Source organism: Lentzea sp. NPDC004782, from assembly GCF_040609115.1.
GTDB lineage: Bacteria > Actinomycetota > Actinomycetes > Mycobacteriales > Pseudonocardiaceae > Lentzea.
The window spans coordinates 138874-154499 of record NZ_JBEXJN010000020.1 but is presented as its reverse complement, the minus strand read 5'-3'; the positions used below and the strand labels follow the sequence as shown (position 1 = coordinate 154499).

15 protein-coding genes are annotated in these 15626 nt (G+C 69.5%); 12 read left to right on the top strand and 3 right to left on the bottom strand.

What is annotated here, in order from left to right; translation table 11 throughout:
* Positions 1 to 195: 195 nt before the first annotated feature.
* The 4 genes from ABZV40_RS20175 (at position 196) to ABZV40_RS20160 (ending at position 3344) form a co-directional block, all read left to right on the top strand.
* Positions 196 to 1086: a helix-turn-helix transcriptional regulator gene (locus ABZV40_RS20175; RefSeq protein WP_355443347.1), complete on the top strand. Its 891-nt coding sequence runs from the start codon at positions 196 to 198 to the stop codon at positions 1084 to 1086.
* Between the two features lie 97 nt (positions 1087 to 1183).
* On the top strand, positions 1184 to 1558 hold the full coding sequence (locus ABZV40_RS20170; protein ID WP_355443345.1) for an STAS domain-containing protein: 375 nt from the start codon (positions 1184 to 1186) through the stop codon (positions 1556 to 1558).
* A 6-nt stretch (positions 1559 to 1564) separates the two neighbouring features.
* Complete coding sequence (locus tag ABZV40_RS20165) at positions 1565 to 2833, top strand: tannase/feruloyl esterase family alpha/beta hydrolase (protein ID WP_355443343.1); 1269 nt, start codon at positions 1565 to 1567, stop codon at positions 2831 to 2833.
* A 13-nt stretch (positions 2834 to 2846) separates the two neighbouring features.
* Entirely contained in the window at positions 2847 to 3344 is a 498-nt protein-coding gene (locus tag ABZV40_RS20160) for an O-acetyl-ADP-ribose deacetylase (RefSeq protein ID WP_355443340.1), read from the top strand.
* Here the strand turns inward: ABZV40_RS20160 and ABZV40_RS20155 are convergent.
* Positions 3329 to 3871, bottom strand: a complete 543-nt coding sequence (locus ABZV40_RS20155; protein ID WP_355443337.1) for a hypothetical protein — start codon at positions 3869 to 3871, stop codon at positions 3329 to 3331. The two genes, ABZV40_RS20160 and ABZV40_RS20155, sit on opposite strands and share 16 nt — an antisense overlap.
* Positions 3868 to 4857: a LacI family DNA-binding transcriptional regulator gene (locus ABZV40_RS20150; RefSeq protein ID WP_355443334.1), complete on the bottom strand. Its 990-nt coding sequence runs from the start codon at positions 4855 to 4857 to the stop codon at positions 3868 to 3870. The genes ABZV40_RS20155 and ABZV40_RS20150 overlap by 4 nt, the downstream gene beginning before the upstream one ends.
* Positions 4858 to 4990: 133 nt before the next feature.
* Here ABZV40_RS20150 and ABZV40_RS20145 point away from each other — a divergent pair, with 133 nt between their 5' ends.
* From ABZV40_RS20145 to ABZV40_RS20120, 6 genes are read left to right on the top strand one after another with little or no spacing between them, the layout of a single operon-like run.
* Positions 4991 to 6028 carry an ABC transporter substrate-binding protein gene (locus tag ABZV40_RS20145; RefSeq protein ID WP_355443331.1) on the top strand — a complete coding sequence of 346 codons (1038 nt, stop codon included), beginning with the start codon at positions 4991 to 4993 and terminating at the stop codon, positions 6026 to 6028.
* Complete coding sequence (locus ABZV40_RS20140; protein ID WP_355443328.1) at positions 6018 to 7508, top strand: sugar ABC transporter ATP-binding protein; 1491 nt, start codon at positions 6018 to 6020, stop codon at positions 7506 to 7508. Before ABZV40_RS20145 ends, ABZV40_RS20140 begins: the two co-directional genes overlap by 11 nt.
* Positions 7489 to 8421, top strand: a complete 933-nt coding sequence (locus ABZV40_RS20135) for an ABC transporter permease (protein ID WP_355443325.1) — start codon at positions 7489 to 7491, stop codon at positions 8419 to 8421. The genes ABZV40_RS20140 and ABZV40_RS20135 overlap by 20 nt, the downstream gene beginning before the upstream one ends.
* Positions 8418 to 9356, top strand: coding sequence for an ABC transporter permease (locus tag ABZV40_RS20130; protein WP_355443322.1), 939 nt, complete (start codon positions 8418 to 8420; stop codon positions 9354 to 9356). Before ABZV40_RS20135 ends, ABZV40_RS20130 begins: the two co-directional genes overlap by 4 nt.
* 12 nt (positions 9357 to 9368) lie before the next feature.
* Positions 9369 to 12080: an AbfB domain-containing protein gene (locus tag ABZV40_RS20125; protein ID WP_355443319.1), complete on the top strand. Its 2712-nt coding sequence runs from the start codon at positions 9369 to 9371 to the stop codon at positions 12078 to 12080.
* A gap of 8 nt (positions 12081 to 12088) precedes the next feature.
* Positions 12089 to 13162: a S1 family peptidase gene (locus tag ABZV40_RS20120; RefSeq protein WP_355443315.1), complete on the top strand. Its 1074-nt coding sequence runs from the start codon at positions 12089 to 12091 to the stop codon at positions 13160 to 13162.
* 72 nt (positions 13163 to 13234) lie between these two features.
* Here ABZV40_RS20120 and ABZV40_RS20115 read toward each other — a convergent pair whose 3' ends face one another.
* The gene (locus ABZV40_RS20115; protein WP_355443312.1) at positions 13235 to 14266 is read right to left on the bottom strand and encodes an NAD(P)/FAD-dependent oxidoreductase; all 1032 of its coding nucleotides are present in this window, start codon (positions 14264 to 14266) and stop codon (positions 13235 to 13237) included.
* Between the two features lie 165 nt (positions 14267 to 14431).
* Here ABZV40_RS20115 and ABZV40_RS20110 point away from each other — a divergent pair, with 165 nt between their 5' ends.
* Both ABZV40_RS20110 and ABZV40_RS20105 read left to right on the top strand, forming a co-directional pair.
* Positions 14432 to 15208 carry a Tat pathway signal sequence domain protein gene (locus ABZV40_RS20110; protein ID WP_355443309.1) on the top strand — a complete coding sequence of 259 codons (777 nt, stop codon included), beginning with the start codon at positions 14432 to 14434 and terminating at the stop codon, positions 15206 to 15208.
* Positions 15209 to 15248: 40 nt separating this feature from the next.
* Positions 15249 to 15614: a hypothetical protein gene (locus ABZV40_RS20105; protein WP_355443307.1), complete on the top strand. Its 366-nt coding sequence runs from the start codon at positions 15249 to 15251 to the stop codon at positions 15612 to 15614.
* Positions 15615 to 15626 lie beyond the last annotated feature (12 nt).

Below are 15626 nucleotides of genomic sequence, written 5' to 3'. Positions count from 1 at the left end.
GGCGCCTTCATCCACACCAGGTGGAGGAAGGCGCCCTTCATCCACCTCACCGGACGGCGAGTTGCGGACGACTTCCGGTTACCTGCTTGGAGCCAAGCCCACGGCGCGGGAATTGACGAGAGTTTGGGGCCGTACTGGCGATGGACACCGCCGCGCCGGACGAGGATCGTCCATCACGTGGATCGGGTCGTCGAAGTGACGGACTTGGACGCGGCGCACGAGGTGCTGAGCGCCGCGTACGCCCGGTTGCGGTTCAACAGGGTCGACACGGGTCCGTCGTTGCGGCTGACGGCCAGGACGTTCGGGCAGGTCCGGTTCGACCGGCTCGACGGCCGGATCGGGTTCGAGGCCGCTGCCGAGCCGATGGGCGACTACATCTTCGCGCACCTCGAGTCCGGCAAGGCCCGGTACAGCTCGGACGGCGAGGACCGGCTCGTCGCGTCCGGCGACTCCTTCCTGCCCGTTCTGCCTGGTCGTCCCTTCACGGTGGCGACGGAGGACCCGCGGGCGTCGATGGTGGTGTTCAGCCAGGCCGTCGTGGACGACGTCGCGGATGACGTCAGGTTCACCGGGTACCGCCCGGTCTCACCTCACGCGGCCGCAGCGTGGCGGTCGACGTGCGACTTTCTGCAGGGTGAAGTGCTGCCGGCGTTCGAGGACAACCCGCTGGTGCTGCGGAACGCGACCCGACTGCTGGTGTCCATCACGCTCGCAACTTTTCCGAACAGCACGCTTGTTGGGCCGAAGGCTTCGGATCGGCGTGATGCGCACCCTCTGACCGTGCGGCGGGCCGTGGCGTTCATCGAGGACAACGCCGCCAAGGACATCACCGCCGCTGACATCGCACGTGCCGCACGGGTGTCCATCCGTGCGATTCAGCTGGCGTTTCGGCGTCACCTCGACATGACGCCGATGGCCTACCTTCGGCAGGTGCGGCTGTCGTGTGCCCATGACGACCTGCAGGCGGCGAACGGTTCCGTTACGGCGATCGCCGCCCGTTGGGGTTACGCCCGTCCGAGCGTCTTCGCCGCCCACTACCGCGCCGCCTACGGTGTGTTGCCTTCGCAGACGCTGCGGTCACGCTGACGTGATTCGCTTTCCCGGTAGCGGGTTCGCTTCCGCTGCTATCGCGCGGCGTCGCGGATGCGGTGAGGTGAAGACCCGTTCTTCGAGGTGAGGTCCGATGACCGCCCATGAGACCAGTCCTTTCGCCGTGCGGACGCAGTGCACGGGAACCCGGTTCGTGGCCATCTGCCGCGGCGAGATGGACATGACGACCTGTGAGCTGTTCTTCGCGGCCGTGCTGCCCGGCATCACCGACACCGCGGTCGACCAGGTGTCCGTCGACCTGGCCGGGGTGGAGTTCATGTCCGCGAGCGGCCTGCGCAGCCTGCTGCTGGCGTTGTGCGCGGCGCACTACAACGGCAAGTCCTTCGACCTCCAGCAGGTACAGCCCGCGGTGCGCCGCGTGCTGGACCTGTTCGGCTTCACCACCTTCAAAGCAGGGCTTGTGTGGGAGACGACCATGTTGCCGAAGGACGGTCGGTCACTAGCTTGACCAGCTATGTTGCTTCCGCTGGTACTCGTGCTCGCGCTGACCCCGCCCACGGCCGCGATGACCGTGCCGGGCGCCGAACACCAGCAACTGGCCCGCCTGGCCGACCTCACCACGACCGGCCTCGTCGTCACCGGCCACACCGACCCGGCCGACTGGGCGGGCCTCACGAGCGCCGCGCTGCCCGTGCCCGCCGCGGTGCCCGGCATCCAGATCGACGGCTACTTCCCGGACACGTCCCGCACCAACACCAACCACGGCTGGCAGCACGACTCCCAGTTCGTGGTCAGGCTGCCCGACCACTGGAACGGCGGCCTGGTCGTCACCGGCGCTCCCGGCGTGCGCGAGCAGTACGCCAACGACCGCGCCATCTCCGACTGGGTCCTGTCCCGCGGCTACGCCTTCGCGTCCACCGACAAGGGCAACACCGGCGCGCAGTTCTACCGCGACGGCCACGCGATCGAGGAGTGGAACCGCCGCTTCACCGAGCTCACGATCGCCGCCCGATCCGTTGTCGCGCAACGGTACGGGCACGCGCCGCGGCGGACCATCGCGACCGGCCTCTCCAACGGCGGCTACCTGGTTCGCTGGCAGCTGGAGAACCGCCCGTTCCTCTACGACGGCGGCGTCGACTGGGAAGGGACACTGTGGACGGTCGACGGGCCGAACCTGCTGACGTTCCTGCCTCCCGTGCTGCGGGCCTATCCCGAGTACCTGGCGGGCAGTCGAGAGGCGCACGAGGCCGTGGTCGCGGCGGGAATGCCCGCCGGCACGGAATTCCTGTGGGACTACCACTACCGCTACTACTGGGACCTCACGCAGCGGATCTACCGCGAGGAGCTCGATCCCGGCTTCGACGGCGACCTGGAGGCCGGGGTGCCGTTCTGCGCCTCGGGAACGCCGTCCTGCGACGCGGACTACTCCTACGCGGCACGGCGGCGCATCGCCGGGCCCGCGGTGTCGCGCATCGCGCTGACCGGGAAGATCAAGCGACCGTTGATCACCGTGCACGGGACGTACGACGTGTTGCTGCCGATCAGCCGGGATTCCGACGTGTACGCGGCCATGACTCCTGATCGGCTGCACCGGTACTACCGGGTCGAGCAGGGCACGCACGTGGACGGGCTGGTGGACGCGTATCCGGATCGGTTGCGGCCGTTGGCCCCTTGCCACCGGGCGGCGTTCGTCGCGCTGGAGCGGTGGCTGGACGGGGTGACGCCGCCGAAGTCGGCGACGTTGCCGCGACCGGCCGACGTGGCCACGTGCCCGCTGTCGTGATCCAATCGGGCGCATGGCCACCATCGAGTACGTCCTGGGCGACATCACCGAGCAGCACGTCGACGTGATCGTCAACGCCGCCAACTCCTCGTTGCTCGGCGGCGGTGGCGTGGACGGCGCGATCCACCGCAAGGGAGGCCCGGAGATCCTCGCCGAGTGCCGCAAACTGCGGGCGGGCCACTACGGCGGCGGTCTCAAGACGGGCCAGGCCGTCGCCACGACCGCTGGGCGGCTGCCCGCGCGCTGGGTCGTGCACACCGTCGGGCCGGTCTGGTCGGCCACCGAGGACCGCTCGCAGCTCCTGGCCGACTGTCACCGGAACTCCCTGCGCGTGGCGGCCGATCTCGGCGCCCGGACCGTGGCGTTCCCGGCGATCTCGACAGGCATCTACCGCTGGCCCGTCTCCTCGGCCGCCGAGATCGCGCGGGAAGCGGTGGCGGACGCACCGGTCGACCTGGTCAGGTTCGTGCTGTTCGACCGGGCCGCGTACGACGCCTACGCGCGTCCGTAGTCCGCGATCTCCATGGCCCACCGGTAGACCGCGCCCAGGTCACCGAGCGCCGGCAGCAGGGCGCGGTCGACCAGGTTGCCGCACAACGCGTTGAGCAGGTCGAAAAGACCGAGATCGCACCACTCCCACAGCCCGCTGTCGAAGTTGTACGACCGCATCAACGGCGTGAGCCGCGCCCGGATGGAGTCGATCTCGGCCTGCGGCAGCCCGGCGGCCCGCAGCCGGGCGTCGGTGGCGGCGGCGTGCTCGGGGCCGAACTCCGTGTCCAGGAACGGTTCCAGCAGGTTGCCCCACACGTCGAGCCGTCGCACCAGCGGAATCGAGTGCCGTTGGCAGAACTGGGCGAGGCCGGCCCTGTCGTCCCCGGACGCGAACAACGTCTCACCGGACCGCGTGCGGAGCTCGGGCGGGCCGCCCTCCAGCCAGGCGTCGCGGATGTCGCAGGCGCGAAGGACTCCGTGCGGGTGCACGCCGGCCCAGGGGAACGCGTAGGCCGTGAAGACGATGTGGTCGGGACCGAACTTCACCGGGCCACCGTGCTTTCCCTGACCTGCAGGGAGAAGGGCGTCTGCACGTCGTCGCAGCGCAGGTCGGGCGCACCGGCGCGGCGGCTCAGCAGGTCGACGGCGGCGCGGGCGATGGCGGACTTGTCCGGGGCGACGGTGGTCAGGGAAGGGGAGGTGTAGGCGCTTTCGTCGTTGTTGTCGAAGCCGACGACGGCCAGATCTTCAGGCACACGCACGGAACGTTCGGCTGCGGTGCGCATGGCGCCGACGGCCAGCAGGTCGTTGAAGCAGAACACGGCGTCGGGCGGGTTTCGCAGGTCCAGCAAGGCCCTCATCGCGGCGGCGCCGTCCGCGCGGTGGTAGTTCAGCGCGGGCACGACCAGTGCGCTGTCGAAGGGCAGGGCGGCCTCGGCCAGGGCCGCGCGGTAGCCCTCCAGGCGCAAGGCCGCGGTGCCGCGGTGCGGGTGTGCTCCGATCGCGGCGATTCTGGTGTGGCCCAGCGAGATCAGGTGCCGGACGGCGGTCATGGCGGCGGCCACGTTGTCGATGCCGACGCGCGAGATCGGGACGTCCACGGCGTGCTCGCCCAGCAGGACGGCGGGGACGGACAGCCGGAAGTCCTCCACCTGCAACGCTTCCGGGCTCAGCACGGCCGCGTCGACCAGGTGCGGGCCCAGCGACGCCACCGCCGAGCGCTCGCCGGACAGGGTGCCGAACGTCTGCTCGATCAGCACGTTCCACTCGTGCTCCTGGGCGGCGGCGATCACCAGGCCGGTCAGCTCGGCGAAGTACGGGATCGAGAGCTCGGGCAGGACGAGGGCGATGAAGCCGGTGCGGCCGCGGCGCAGGTTGCGGGCGCCGAGGTTCGGGCGGTAGCCGGTGGCCTCCAGGGCCGCCTCGACGCGCGCGCGGTTGTCCGGTTTGACGAACGAGTAGCCGTTGACCACGTTCGACACGGTCTTCACCGAGACGCCCGCCAGCCGGGCGACGTCCTTGAGCGTGGCCAACGCAGCCTCCTGGTCGCGAACGGACTCGTACCGGGAAAAGTACCGGGAAGTCTCGGTCTTTACATCGTTGGAACAACGATGCAAATCTAGCTGTGAGAGCGCGACCACGCACAGCCCGCGTCAGGAGCCAACGATGTCTCGCATCCTGCTCATCGCCGTTGCCGCCCTGCTCGTCACCGGCTGCACCAGCAGAGAGAGCCAACAGACCGCGACCAGTGGCGGGCCGGCCGCGAGCGCCGCGCAGCAGCAGTCCGCGGGTCCCGGCTGTGCGCGCGGCAGAACCGGATACCCGCAGGTCGACGTGAAGGGCGCGACGGTCGGGTTCAGCCAGTCGGAGAAGGAAGCGAACCCGTTCCGCATCGCCGAGACGCAGTCCATCAAGGACGAGGCCGCGAAGAAGGGCGCCGACCTGCTCGTCACGAACGCGCAGAGCGACCTGAACAAGCAGATCAGCGACATCAAGTCGTTGCTGGACCGCGGGGCGAAGCTGCTGATCGTGGCACCGCTCAACTCCGACGGTCTGCAGCCCGCGTTCGACGCGGCCAGGGCCAAGCAGGTCCCGGTGGTCACCATCGACCGCAAGGTGACCTCGCGGCCCTGCACGGACTACCTGACGTTCATCGGGTCGAACTTCGTCGAGCAGGGCAAGCGCGCCGCGCAGCAGATGATCAAGGCGACCGCGGGCGGCGGCGAGGTCGCGATCCTGCTCGGCGCGTCGGGCAACAACGTCACGGTCGACCGGACCAAGGGCTTCAAGGACGGCATCGCGAACAGCGGGTTGCGGGTGGTGGCCGAGCAGACCGGCGAGTTCGACAGGTCGAAAGGCCAGGCCGTGATGGAGCAGCTGATCCAGAGCAACCCCGGCATCACCGCCGTCTACGCCGAGAACGACGAGATGGGCCTCGGCGCCGTCACCGCCCTCAAGGCCGCGGGCAAGACCCCGGGCAAGGACGTCAAGGTCGTGTCGGTCGACGGCACGCGCAACGCCGTGCAGCTCGTCGCCGACGGCGGCTACACCGCGGTGGTCGAGTCCAACCCGCGGTTCGGGCCGCTCGCGTTCGAGACGCTGGAGAAGTTCGCCAAGGGTGACGAGATCCCGCAGAACATCGTGATCTCCGACGACGAGTACGACAGCACGAACGCGGCGCAGAAGCTCGGCAATGCCTACTGATCCGGTGATCGAGGTCGCCGGCGTCACGAAGACCTTCGCCGGTGTGCGGGCCCTGGACGACGTGGACTTCACGCTCCACAGAGGCGAGATCCACGCGCTGGTCGGCGAGAACGGCGCCGGCAAGTCGACACTGATCAAGGTGCTGACCGGCATCCACGCCGCCGACCGCGGCCGGATCAGCAGGAACGGCCGGATCTCCACGATCTACCAGGAGGTCAACCTCGTCCCGCTGATGAGCGTGGCGGCGAACCTGTTCCTGGGCCGCGAGCCGCGCACCCGGTTCGGTCTGGTCGACCGCGCCCGCCGGGACGCCGCAGCCGCCGAGCTGCTGAGCGGCTACGGCATCACGGCGGACGTCAGAAGTCCACTCGGGACACTCGCGGTCGGCGAGCAGCAGATGGTGGCGCTGGCCAGGGCGGTCGAGGCCGACGCGGACGTCGTGATCATGGACGAGCCCACGTCGTCGCTCGAGCCGCGCGAGGTCGAGACGCTGCTCGACGTGGTCCGCAAGCTGCACGAGGCGGGCATCGCGATCATCTACGTGAGCCACCGGATGGACGAGCTCTACCGGATCTGCGACGCGGTCACCGTTCTCCGGGACGGCAGGAACGTGCACAGCGGTCCCCTGAAAGACCTTCCGCGCATCGAGCTCGTCTCGTTGATGCTCGGCAGGTCCGTCACCGAGATCCGCAGGCACGGCACCACCGCGTTCGGTGAAGATCACCACGCCGACACCAGGCCCGTGCTCGAAGCTCTCGACCTGACCAGCAAACCGCGCATCAACGGCGTCAACGTCTCGGTCAGGCCCGGCGAGGTCGTCGGTCTGGCCGGACTGCTCGGATCCGGGCGCACCGAGACCGCGAAAGCGATCATCGGCGCGCTGCCGCTCGACCACGGCACGGTGCTCGTCGCGGGCAAACCCGTGCCGCACAACGTCAAAGCGGCCACCAGGGCGGGCATCAGCATGCTCGCCGAGGACCGCAAGACCGAGGGGATCATCCCGAACCTCTCGGTGCGCGAGAACATCGTGCTGGCCGCGCTGCCGAGGCTGGGCCGGTTCGGCATCACCAGCCGCGCCAGGCAGGACCGCATCGTCGACGCGTTCGTCAAACGCCTGCGCATCAAGGTGTCCAGCCCGGAGCAGAAGGTCGCGGAACTCTCCGGCGGCAACCAGCAGAAGGTGCTGCTGGCCCGCTGGCTGTGCACCGAACCCAGGATCCTCCTGCTCGACGAGCCCACGCGCGGCATCGACGTCGGTGCCAAGGCGGAGGTGCAGGCGTTGATCGACGAGCTGGCGCGGGAGGGCCTGGCGGTGCTGCTGATCAGCTCCGAGCTGGACGAGCTGCTCGACGGCGCGGACCGGCTCGTCGTGCTGCGGGACGGGGAGGTCGCGGGTGAGCTGGAGGGAGACCGGCTCACCCGCGAGCACGTGCTCGCGGCCATCGCGGCGGAGGTGATGGATGACGCTGACAGTCACTAGAACACAGTGGTTGCAGGACAACGGCGTGCACGTCGCCGTTGCCGCTCTGCTGCTGTTCAACGCCCTGTTCACGGCCAACTTCCTGACAGTGGGCAACTTCCGCACGCAGCTGATCCAGTCCGCACCGGTGCTGATCGTCGCACTCGGCATGGCACTGGTGATCGGCACCGAGGGCGTCGACCTGTCCGTCGGCGCGGTCATGGCGCTGGCGGCCGCGGTCATCCCGCTCTACCTCGGCGCCGGTCCGGTCGTGGCGATCCTGATGGCGCTCACCGCAGGCCTCGCGGCGGGAGCGCTCAACGGGTTCCTCGTCGCCAAGGTGGGCATCCAGCCGATCGTCGCCACCCTCGCCCTGCTGGTCGGCGGCCGCGGTCTCGCGCTGGTGATCGCCGACGGGCAGCTGGTGCAGCTGCACGACCCGGCGTTCCTCGCGCTCGGCACCGACGACCTGCTCGGCATCCCGATCAGCGTGCTCATCGCGGGCGCGCTGGCGCTGCTGGTCGCGGCGGTCACCAACCGCACGACGTTCGGCCGGCAGCTCGTCGCGGTCGGCGGCAACCGCAGGGCGGCCGCGCTCGCCGGGCTGCCGGTCGACCGGGTGCTGGTCGGCGTCTACGTGATCTGCGGCGTGCTCGCGGCGATCTCCGGCGTGCTGGCCACCTCCCGGTTGGGCGCCAGTGACCCCGCCGACATGGGCCTGCTGATGGAACTGTCCGCGATCACCGCCGTCGTGGTCGGCGGCACCCCGCTCACCGGCGGCAGGGTGCGCGTCCTGGGCACGGTCATGGGCGTCGTGCTGATGCAGCTCGTCCGGGCCACGCTGATCAAGCACAACCTGCCGGACTCCATCGCGCAGATGATCCAGGCCGCGATCATCGTCGCCGCCGTCTACGTGGCACGGGAACGCCGATGACCCTCGTTCGGACGAAAGCCGTGCAGCGCCAAGGCGCCGCCGTCGCACTGGTCCTGGTGATCGCGGTGTCGTGGCTGGTCTTCCCGCGCTTCGGCAGCCTCGACAACCTGCGCGACCTGGCCCTGCAGGGCTCGTTCCTCGCGGTGATCGCGCTCGGCATGACGTTCGTGATCATCACCGGCGGCATCGACCTGTCCGTCGGCTCGCTCTACGCCCTCGGCGGCGTGCTGGCGGCCTGGGCCTCGCAGTACGGGTTCCTGGCCGCGCTGGCACTTCCGTTGCTGGTCTGCGGCGCGATCGGGCTGATCAACGGCCTGCTGATCGCCCGTACGAACATGGCGCCGTTCATCGTCACTCTGGCGTCACTGCTGTTCGCCCGCGGCCTCCTCCTCGCGATCACCGACGAGGGGGCCACCACCTACCAGATCGCGCCGGACAGCGCGTTCGTCGAGCTCGGCCGCGGCACGGTGTTCGGCTTCGGCTACCCGATCTTCCTCGCGGCGGGCCTCTGCGCGCTCGGCGGGCTGGTCCTGCACCGGACGGGCTTCGGCCAGAACGTGTTCGCCACCGGCGGCGCCGAGCAGTCCGCGGTCCTGATGGGTGTTCCGGTCGTCCGGGCCAAGATCGCCGTCTACACGGCGAGCGGCACGCTGGCGGGCCTCGCGGGTGCCCTGACCGCGGCCTACCTGCAGTCCGGCGTCACGGTGATCGGCGTCGGCACGGAACTGGACGCCATCTCGGTCGTGGTCATCGGCGGCACGCTGCTCACCGGCGGCACGGGCACGGTCCTCGGCACGGTGATCGGGGTCGGCCTGATCAAGGTCATCCAGAACGTCATCAACCAGATCGGCACGCTCGACAGCAACTACCAGTCCGTGGTCAGCGGCGCGTTCCTGCTCGTCGTCGTTGTCCTGCAACGAACACTCCGGAGGTAGGGGAGGAGCATCATGACCAGACGCGTCCTGGGCGTGTTGGTCGCAGTCCTGATCACAACAACAACCGTCGCGCTCCCGGCACACGCCGCGGAGTGGCAACCGAAAACTCCTCCGCTCACGACACCGTGGACCAGCCAGGTGTCACCGGCGAACGCCCTGCCCGAATATCCGCGCCCGCAGCTCGTCCGCACCGAATGGCAGAACCTCAACGGCGTCTGGGAGTTCGCGGGCGCGCCGAACCTGGACAACCCGCCCTTCGGCCGGCCGCTGGCCGAAGGCGTCCTCGTGCCGTACCCGATCGAGTCCGCGCTGTCGGGCATCAAACGGCACGAGGACGCCATGTTCTACCGCCGCACCTTCACCGTTCCGTCCACCTGGGATGGTCGCCGCGTCCAGCTCAACTTCGGTGCCGTCACCTGGGAGGCGCGGATCTGGGTCAACGGCACGCAGGTCGGCACGCACACCGGCGGCTACGACGCGTTCTCGTTCGACATCACGCCCGCGCTGAAGTCCGGTGCGAACGAGATCGTCGTCGGCGTCAGCAGCCCGGTCGACGGCAGCCGCTACCCGATCGGCAAGCAGCGCCGCGACCCCGGTGGGATCTTCTACACCGCCGCGTCCGGCATCTGGCAGACGGTGTGGCTGGAACCCGTGCGAAGCTCGCACATCACGCGCCTCGACACCACCCCGGACGTGGCGGCGGGCGTGCTCGACCTCGTCGTGCAGGGCACCGCGGGCCAGCAGGTCACCGCCGAGGTCCGCACGGGCGACACGACGGTCGGCTCGCGCACCGGCACCACGGGCTCCCACCTGCGAATTCCGGTGCCGAACGCGAGACTCTGGTCACCGGACGACCCGTTCCTCTACGACCTGCGCGTGACGCTCGCCAGCGGTGACGCCGTGACCGGCTACTTCGGCATGCGCTCGCTCGGCAAGGCGGTGGTCGGCGGCGTCATGCGGCCGCTGCTGAACGGCAAGTTCGTCTTCCAGATCGGCACGCTCGACCAGGGCTACTGGCCGGACGGCAGTTACACCGCGCCGACCGACGAGGCCCTGCGCTGGGACCTCGAACGTCAGAAGGCGCTGGGGTTCAACATGGTCCGCAAGCACATCAAGATCGAACCGGCGCGCTGGTACTACCACGCCGACCGGCTCGGGCTGATGGTCTGGCAGGACATGCCCGCGGTCGACGCGGTGAACGAGGCACCGAACTCCCACGCCAACTACGAGTCGGAGCTCAGGCGAATCGTCGACCAGCTCAAGGGCATCACGTCGATCGTGCAGTGGGTGCCGTTCAACGAGGGCTGGGGCGAGTACGACGCCGGCCGGATCGTGAACCTGGTCCGGAGCATCGACGACACCAGGCTGGTCAACCACAACTCGGGCTCCAACTGCTGCGTCTCCGATCCCGATCCGGGCAACGGCGACGTGATCGACGACCACGCCTACCAGATCACGACCGGCAACCGGTTGCCGGACAACAGGATCGCGGTGCTGGGCGAGTTCGGCGGCCTGGGCCGGAGGGTCGTCGGCCACGAGTACGAGCCGGGCAAGGGGTTCGCCTACGGCGCCCTGTACCCGGACGAGCAGTCGCTGACCAAGCGGTACGAGGAGATCGTCAAACAGGTCGCACGGCTGGTGCACACGCGCGGGCTGTCCGCGTCCGTCTACACCGAACCGTACGACGTGGAGAACGAGGTCAACGGCTTCTACACCTACGACCGCCGCGTGCTGAAGATGACCGAGGCACGGGTGCGCGACATCAACCGGAAGGTGCTGGCGGTCGCGAAGGGCACGGCGGTCGGCCCGGACGACCTGGTGTCGTTGCGCGTCACCACGACCGGCTACACCGACCGCTACCTGCGCCACCAGGACGGCCTGGCGCGCACCGACGTGATCGGCACGGACCTCGGCCGGCTCGACGCCACCTTCCACGTCCGTCCCGGGCTCGCCGACGCGGCGTGCTACTCCTTCGAGTCGCGGAACTTCCCCGGCGAGTTCCTGCGGCACAGCAACGGAAGGATCCGCAAGGACCGCGACGACGGCACGATCGCCGCGGACGCCACGTTCTGCGCGCGGGAGGGTTCCGGCGGCACCGCGCTGGAGTCCTACAACCTGCGCGGCGGCTTCATCCGGCACTTCAACGAGAACGTGTACCTGGCGCGCAGCGGCGGCCCGAACCCCTGGGACACGCCGACCTCGTTCGTGGCGGACACGACGTGGGCGATCGGTGTCGCGTTGTGGCGCAGCGGTGCGGACCTGCCGCTGGACCAGGCGAGGTCGTTCCGGGTGACCACACCCGGTTTCACGGACCGCTACCTGCGGCACCGCGACGGGCTGGCGCGCACGGACGTCGTCACGAGCACGAGCGACGGCCTGCTGAAGGCGGACGCGACGTTCGTGATCAGGCGCGGCCTCGCCGACCCGACCTGCTACTCGCTGGAGGCCCGCAACTACCCCGGCCAGTACCTGCGGCACGCGGACTTCCGCGTCCGCCTGAACGCCAACGACAACACCGACCTCTTCCGCCGTGACGCCACTTTCTGCGCACAGCAGGGCGACGGTGGCGTGCGGCTGGAATCGGTCAACGAGCTCGGCACCAACATTCGCCACTACGCGGAGGAGGTCTGGGTCGCCTCGAACGGCGGCGCGCACACGTACGACAACCCTGCCTCGTACAACCAGGACGTGAGCTGGGCCGTGGGCTCACCCTGGGCACCGTAGGAGAAAACATGCTGTTACGCATAGTTTCCGTGTCCGTGATCGTGCTGAGCACGATCACCGTCCCTGCCGCGGTGGCGTCCGCGGACGTCGTCGACGCCATGAGCCGCGACTTCGGCATCAGCACCGCACAGGCCCTGACCAGGATCCGCCAGGAGAAGGCGGCGCTGAAGATCGCGCCCGACGCCCAGGCCGCGGCCGGGGAGTCCTACGGCGGCAGCTGGTTCGCCGACGGCAGGCTGAACGTCGCCGTCACCGACCCGGCGAAGGCCGATGCCGTACGTGCGAAAGGCGCGGAACCCGTTCTGCGCACGAAAACGCTCGCGTCGCTGAACGCGGTGAAGGCCGGCATCGACAGGCTGTCGAAGGCCGGCGCGATGCCGAAGGACGTCGCCGGGTGGCGGGTCGACGTCCAGCGCGGCACCGTCGTGGTCGACGCCCTGCCGGGTGCCGATGTCTCCGCGCTGCCCAAGGACGTCGTCGTCAACACCGAGGGCGTCCAGCAGCCGCAGACGTTCGCGGCCGGCACCGTCGGCGGTGACCCGTTCTACACGGGCAACGTCCGCTGCTCGATCGGCTTCTCCGTGCAGGGCGGGTACGTCACCGCCGGGCACTGCAACGTCGGCGCCTGGAACGTCTACGGCTGGGACCGGTCTTGGCAGGGCGAGTTCGTCGGTTCGTCCTTCCCCGGCAACGACTACGGGTGGGTCCGCACCGGCGGTGGCTGGTGGAACGTGGCGGTCGTGCTCGGCTGGGGCCAGGTGAGCGACGCCCTGGTGCGCGGCTCGTGGGAGGCCCCGCCCGGCACGTCGGTCTGCCGCTCCGGCTCCACCTCGCACTGGCACTGCGGTGTCGTCCAGGGCCGCAACGAGACCGTGAACTACCAGCAGGGCGCGGTCTACGAGCTGGTCGGCACGTCAGTCTGCGCCGAACCCGGTGACTCCGGTGGCTCGTTCATCACCGGCGACCAGGCGCAGGGCGTGACGTCCGGCGGGTACGGCGACTGCTCCGGTGGTGGCCGCACGTGGTTCCAGCCCGTCAACGAGATCCTGCGCGTCTACGGCCTCACGCTGCTGACCGCCTGATCCCCAGGCCCGCCTGAGGTCGATGAAGGGCTCCTTCATCGACCTCAGGCGGATGAAGGAGCCCTTCATCGACTAGGTGAACAGGATTCGCCGGGCCGCGGCTTGGCCGAGAGGCGTGCGCAGTCCGGCGAACGTCGGCTCGGCCAGGCCCGGCTCGCGGACCAGCGACAGCCCGCGCCGCATCGCCGACCGGATGCGGTAGCGGCGGCGCAGCGCCGCGCCGTCGTAGTGTTCGAGGACGTACCTGTTGCCGCTGCGCAGGTAGTCGAACGTGACCGAAGCGGCGAGCTCGGACATCCGCAGGCACGGGTCGAGCCCGCCCGCGGTGAGCGGGGAGACCGCGCCCGCCGCGTCGCCGACCAGCAGGCCGTCCGGTGACACGATCCGGCGCAGCAGCCCGCCGACCGGGATCGGCCCGCCGCGCCGCTGGACCGGACCGGCGGGCGCCGGCGTGGGGAAGCTGTCGCGGAACCGTTGCAGCAGCTGGGGAAGCGGCGCGGTGAACCGGTCGGCGCGACCGGCCAGGCCGACGTGCGCGTGTTCGCCGTCGTCGATGACCCACGCGAGATAACCGGGGGCGAGCCGCGGGTCGATGACGCAGTGGAACGTCGGCGTGGAGCCGGTCCTGATCGGGTAGACCTCCTCGATGCCGGTGATCAGCCGCCGGTTGACGTCGAGACCGAGTTGCCTCGCGACGGTGGACCGGGCACCGTCCGCGCCGATCGTGAACCTGGCGTTCACCGCTTTGCCCGGATAGCCCGCGTTGAGCGCGACCTGCGCCCCGGCCCGTTCGGCGTCCTCGACCGCCTGCGCGTAGATGCCCGCCATGTCGCCGACCCGGAACTCGTCGCGCGTGCTCACCAGCTCGACCGGTTCGCGCAGCGACGGCGGGTAGAGCAGCACGCGCCGGACCGCCGGGCCGAGGTGCGGCAGGTCGTAGTCGGTGAGCGTGCGCCGGACGAAGATGCCGGTGGTGCGGATACCGGTGGCCAGGCTCGTCCTGCGCTCGCACACGGCCACGTCGAGGCCTGCCTCGGCGAGCAGCCGGGCGGTGTTGAGACCGGCCAGGCCGGCGCCGACGACGAGCACGTCCACGGTGTCCATGCCCGACCGTAGAACCGGTCGGTGCGGCGGTTCTACTTTCGCTGCAACACCTTCACCGGATCTGCACGGAACCTCCACAAATGTGAGCCCTTGACACGTCGGAGGTCTGTCTCGGATCGTGGTGCGTACCGCCGCCTCGAACTTCTGGTTCGAGGAGGAACCCTGATGGAGTTGTTCAACCGTCGCACGGCACTGCGCGGAGCACTCGCCGTCGCGGCGACACCGATGGTTGCCGACGTCGCGTCGGCAGACGTCGGAGCAATGGCGTTCGTGCAGAAATGGGCGCCGAATCCCGGAACGGTCGGGCTGAAGGCGTTCGCCGGCGTCGAGGACGACCGCAGCAACTCGCACCCGTCCGCCACGCACATCTTCGCCGAGAGCGACCAGTACCGGTTCGTGATGCACAAGATCGACCGGGACGGTTCGGACCGGCAGCGCCAGGAGGTGCGCGGGATCCAGACCGGCGGCACCCGGCACGACATGAAGAAGGGCGAGACCTGGCGGTACAACTACCAGATGTACCTCCCGAGCTCGTTGAAGGGCACGACGAGCTTCACGCACATCTTCCAGGTCAAGCACACCGGCGTCGCCTCGCCCGTGGTCATCATGTCGCTGTTCCGCTCGGGATCGGCCGAGACCGTCGAGATGAGACTGTTCGGCGCGGGGCAGGCGAAGCTCGGCAGCACGCCGCTGGCACCGCTGCGCAACCGGTGGATCGACGTCGAGATCGAGATCAAGGTGGCCGACTCCGGCAGCCTGCGGTTCGCGTTGAAGGACGGCGGCACCACCGTGGTCGACGCCTCCCGGTCCGGTTTCGACACGTGGCTCGGCGGGGACCAGGCGCATCCGAAGTGGGGCATCTACCGGTCGATCGACGACTCGGCCCAGATCCAGGACACGTACCTGCTGCTGCGCGAGATGAAGGCGTACCGCAACGAATGAGGTGTTCCCTCCCGGTCGCCAGGAGGTGAGAATTGTTCGCGTGGGGGATCAGCACGGGCGGACCGTCGAGAGCAGGGCCGGGGTCACCGCCTTCCTGGCCGGTGTGTGGCTGATCGCCGCGCCACCGGTCCTGCACTTCAGCGCGTCCGCGCACGCGTTCCGGCCCTACTGGTGGTCGATGGGCCTGGCCGTGGTGATCATGCTGCTCGGCATGGTGCGGGCGCTGGCGCCGCTGGACGTGCCGTTCCTGCAGCCCGTCACGATCGCGCTCGCGCTGTGGCTGATCGTCGTGGCGTTGCGCGGAGCGGACGACAGCGTGTGGACCGTTTGGCTCAACCAGCTCGTGGTGTCGGCGTTGATCGCGCTGAGCGCCGGGCTCGCGTTGTTCCTCGGTTCACGCCGGTGAGCCGGTGGCCCG

Coding starts and splice junctions, on each gene's coding strand:
- ABZV40_RS20125 (WP_355443319.1), top strand. CDS start 9,369: ATGACCAGACGCGTCCTGGGCGTGTTGGTCGCAGTCCTGATCACAACA.
- ABZV40_RS20120 (WP_355443315.1), top strand. CDS start 12,089: ATGCTGTTACGCATAGTTTCCGTGTCCGTGATCGTGCTGAGCACGATC.
- ABZV40_RS20170 (WP_355443345.1), top strand. CDS start 1,184: ATGACCGCCCATGAGACCAGTCCTTTCGCCGTGCGGACGCAGTGCACG.
- ABZV40_RS20145 (WP_355443331.1), top strand. CDS start 4,991: ATGTCTCGCATCCTGCTCATCGCCGTTGCCGCCCTGCTCGTCACCGGC.
- ABZV40_RS20110 (WP_355443309.1), top strand. CDS start 14,432: ATGGAGTTGTTCAACCGTCGCACGGCACTGCGCGGAGCACTCGCCGTC.
- ABZV40_RS20160 (WP_355443340.1), top strand. CDS start 2,847: ATGGCCACCATCGAGTACGTCCTGGGCGACATCACCGAGCAGCACGTC.
- ABZV40_RS20130 (WP_355443322.1), top strand. CDS start 8,418: ATGACCCTCGTTCGGACGAAAGCCGTGCAGCGCCAAGGCGCCGCCGTC.
- ABZV40_RS20135 (WP_355443325.1), top strand. CDS start 7,489: ATGACGCTGACAGTCACTAGAACACAGTGGTTGCAGGACAACGGCGTG.
- ABZV40_RS20115 (WP_355443312.1), bottom strand. CDS start 14,266: ATGGACACCGTGGACGTGCTCGTCGTCGGCGCCGGCCTGGCCGGTCTC.
- ABZV40_RS20140 (WP_355443328.1), top strand. CDS start 6,018: ATGCCTACTGATCCGGTGATCGAGGTCGCCGGCGTCACGAAGACCTTC.
- ABZV40_RS20165 (WP_355443343.1), top strand. CDS start 1,565: ATGTTGCTTCCGCTGGTACTCGTGCTCGCGCTGACCCCGCCCACGGCC.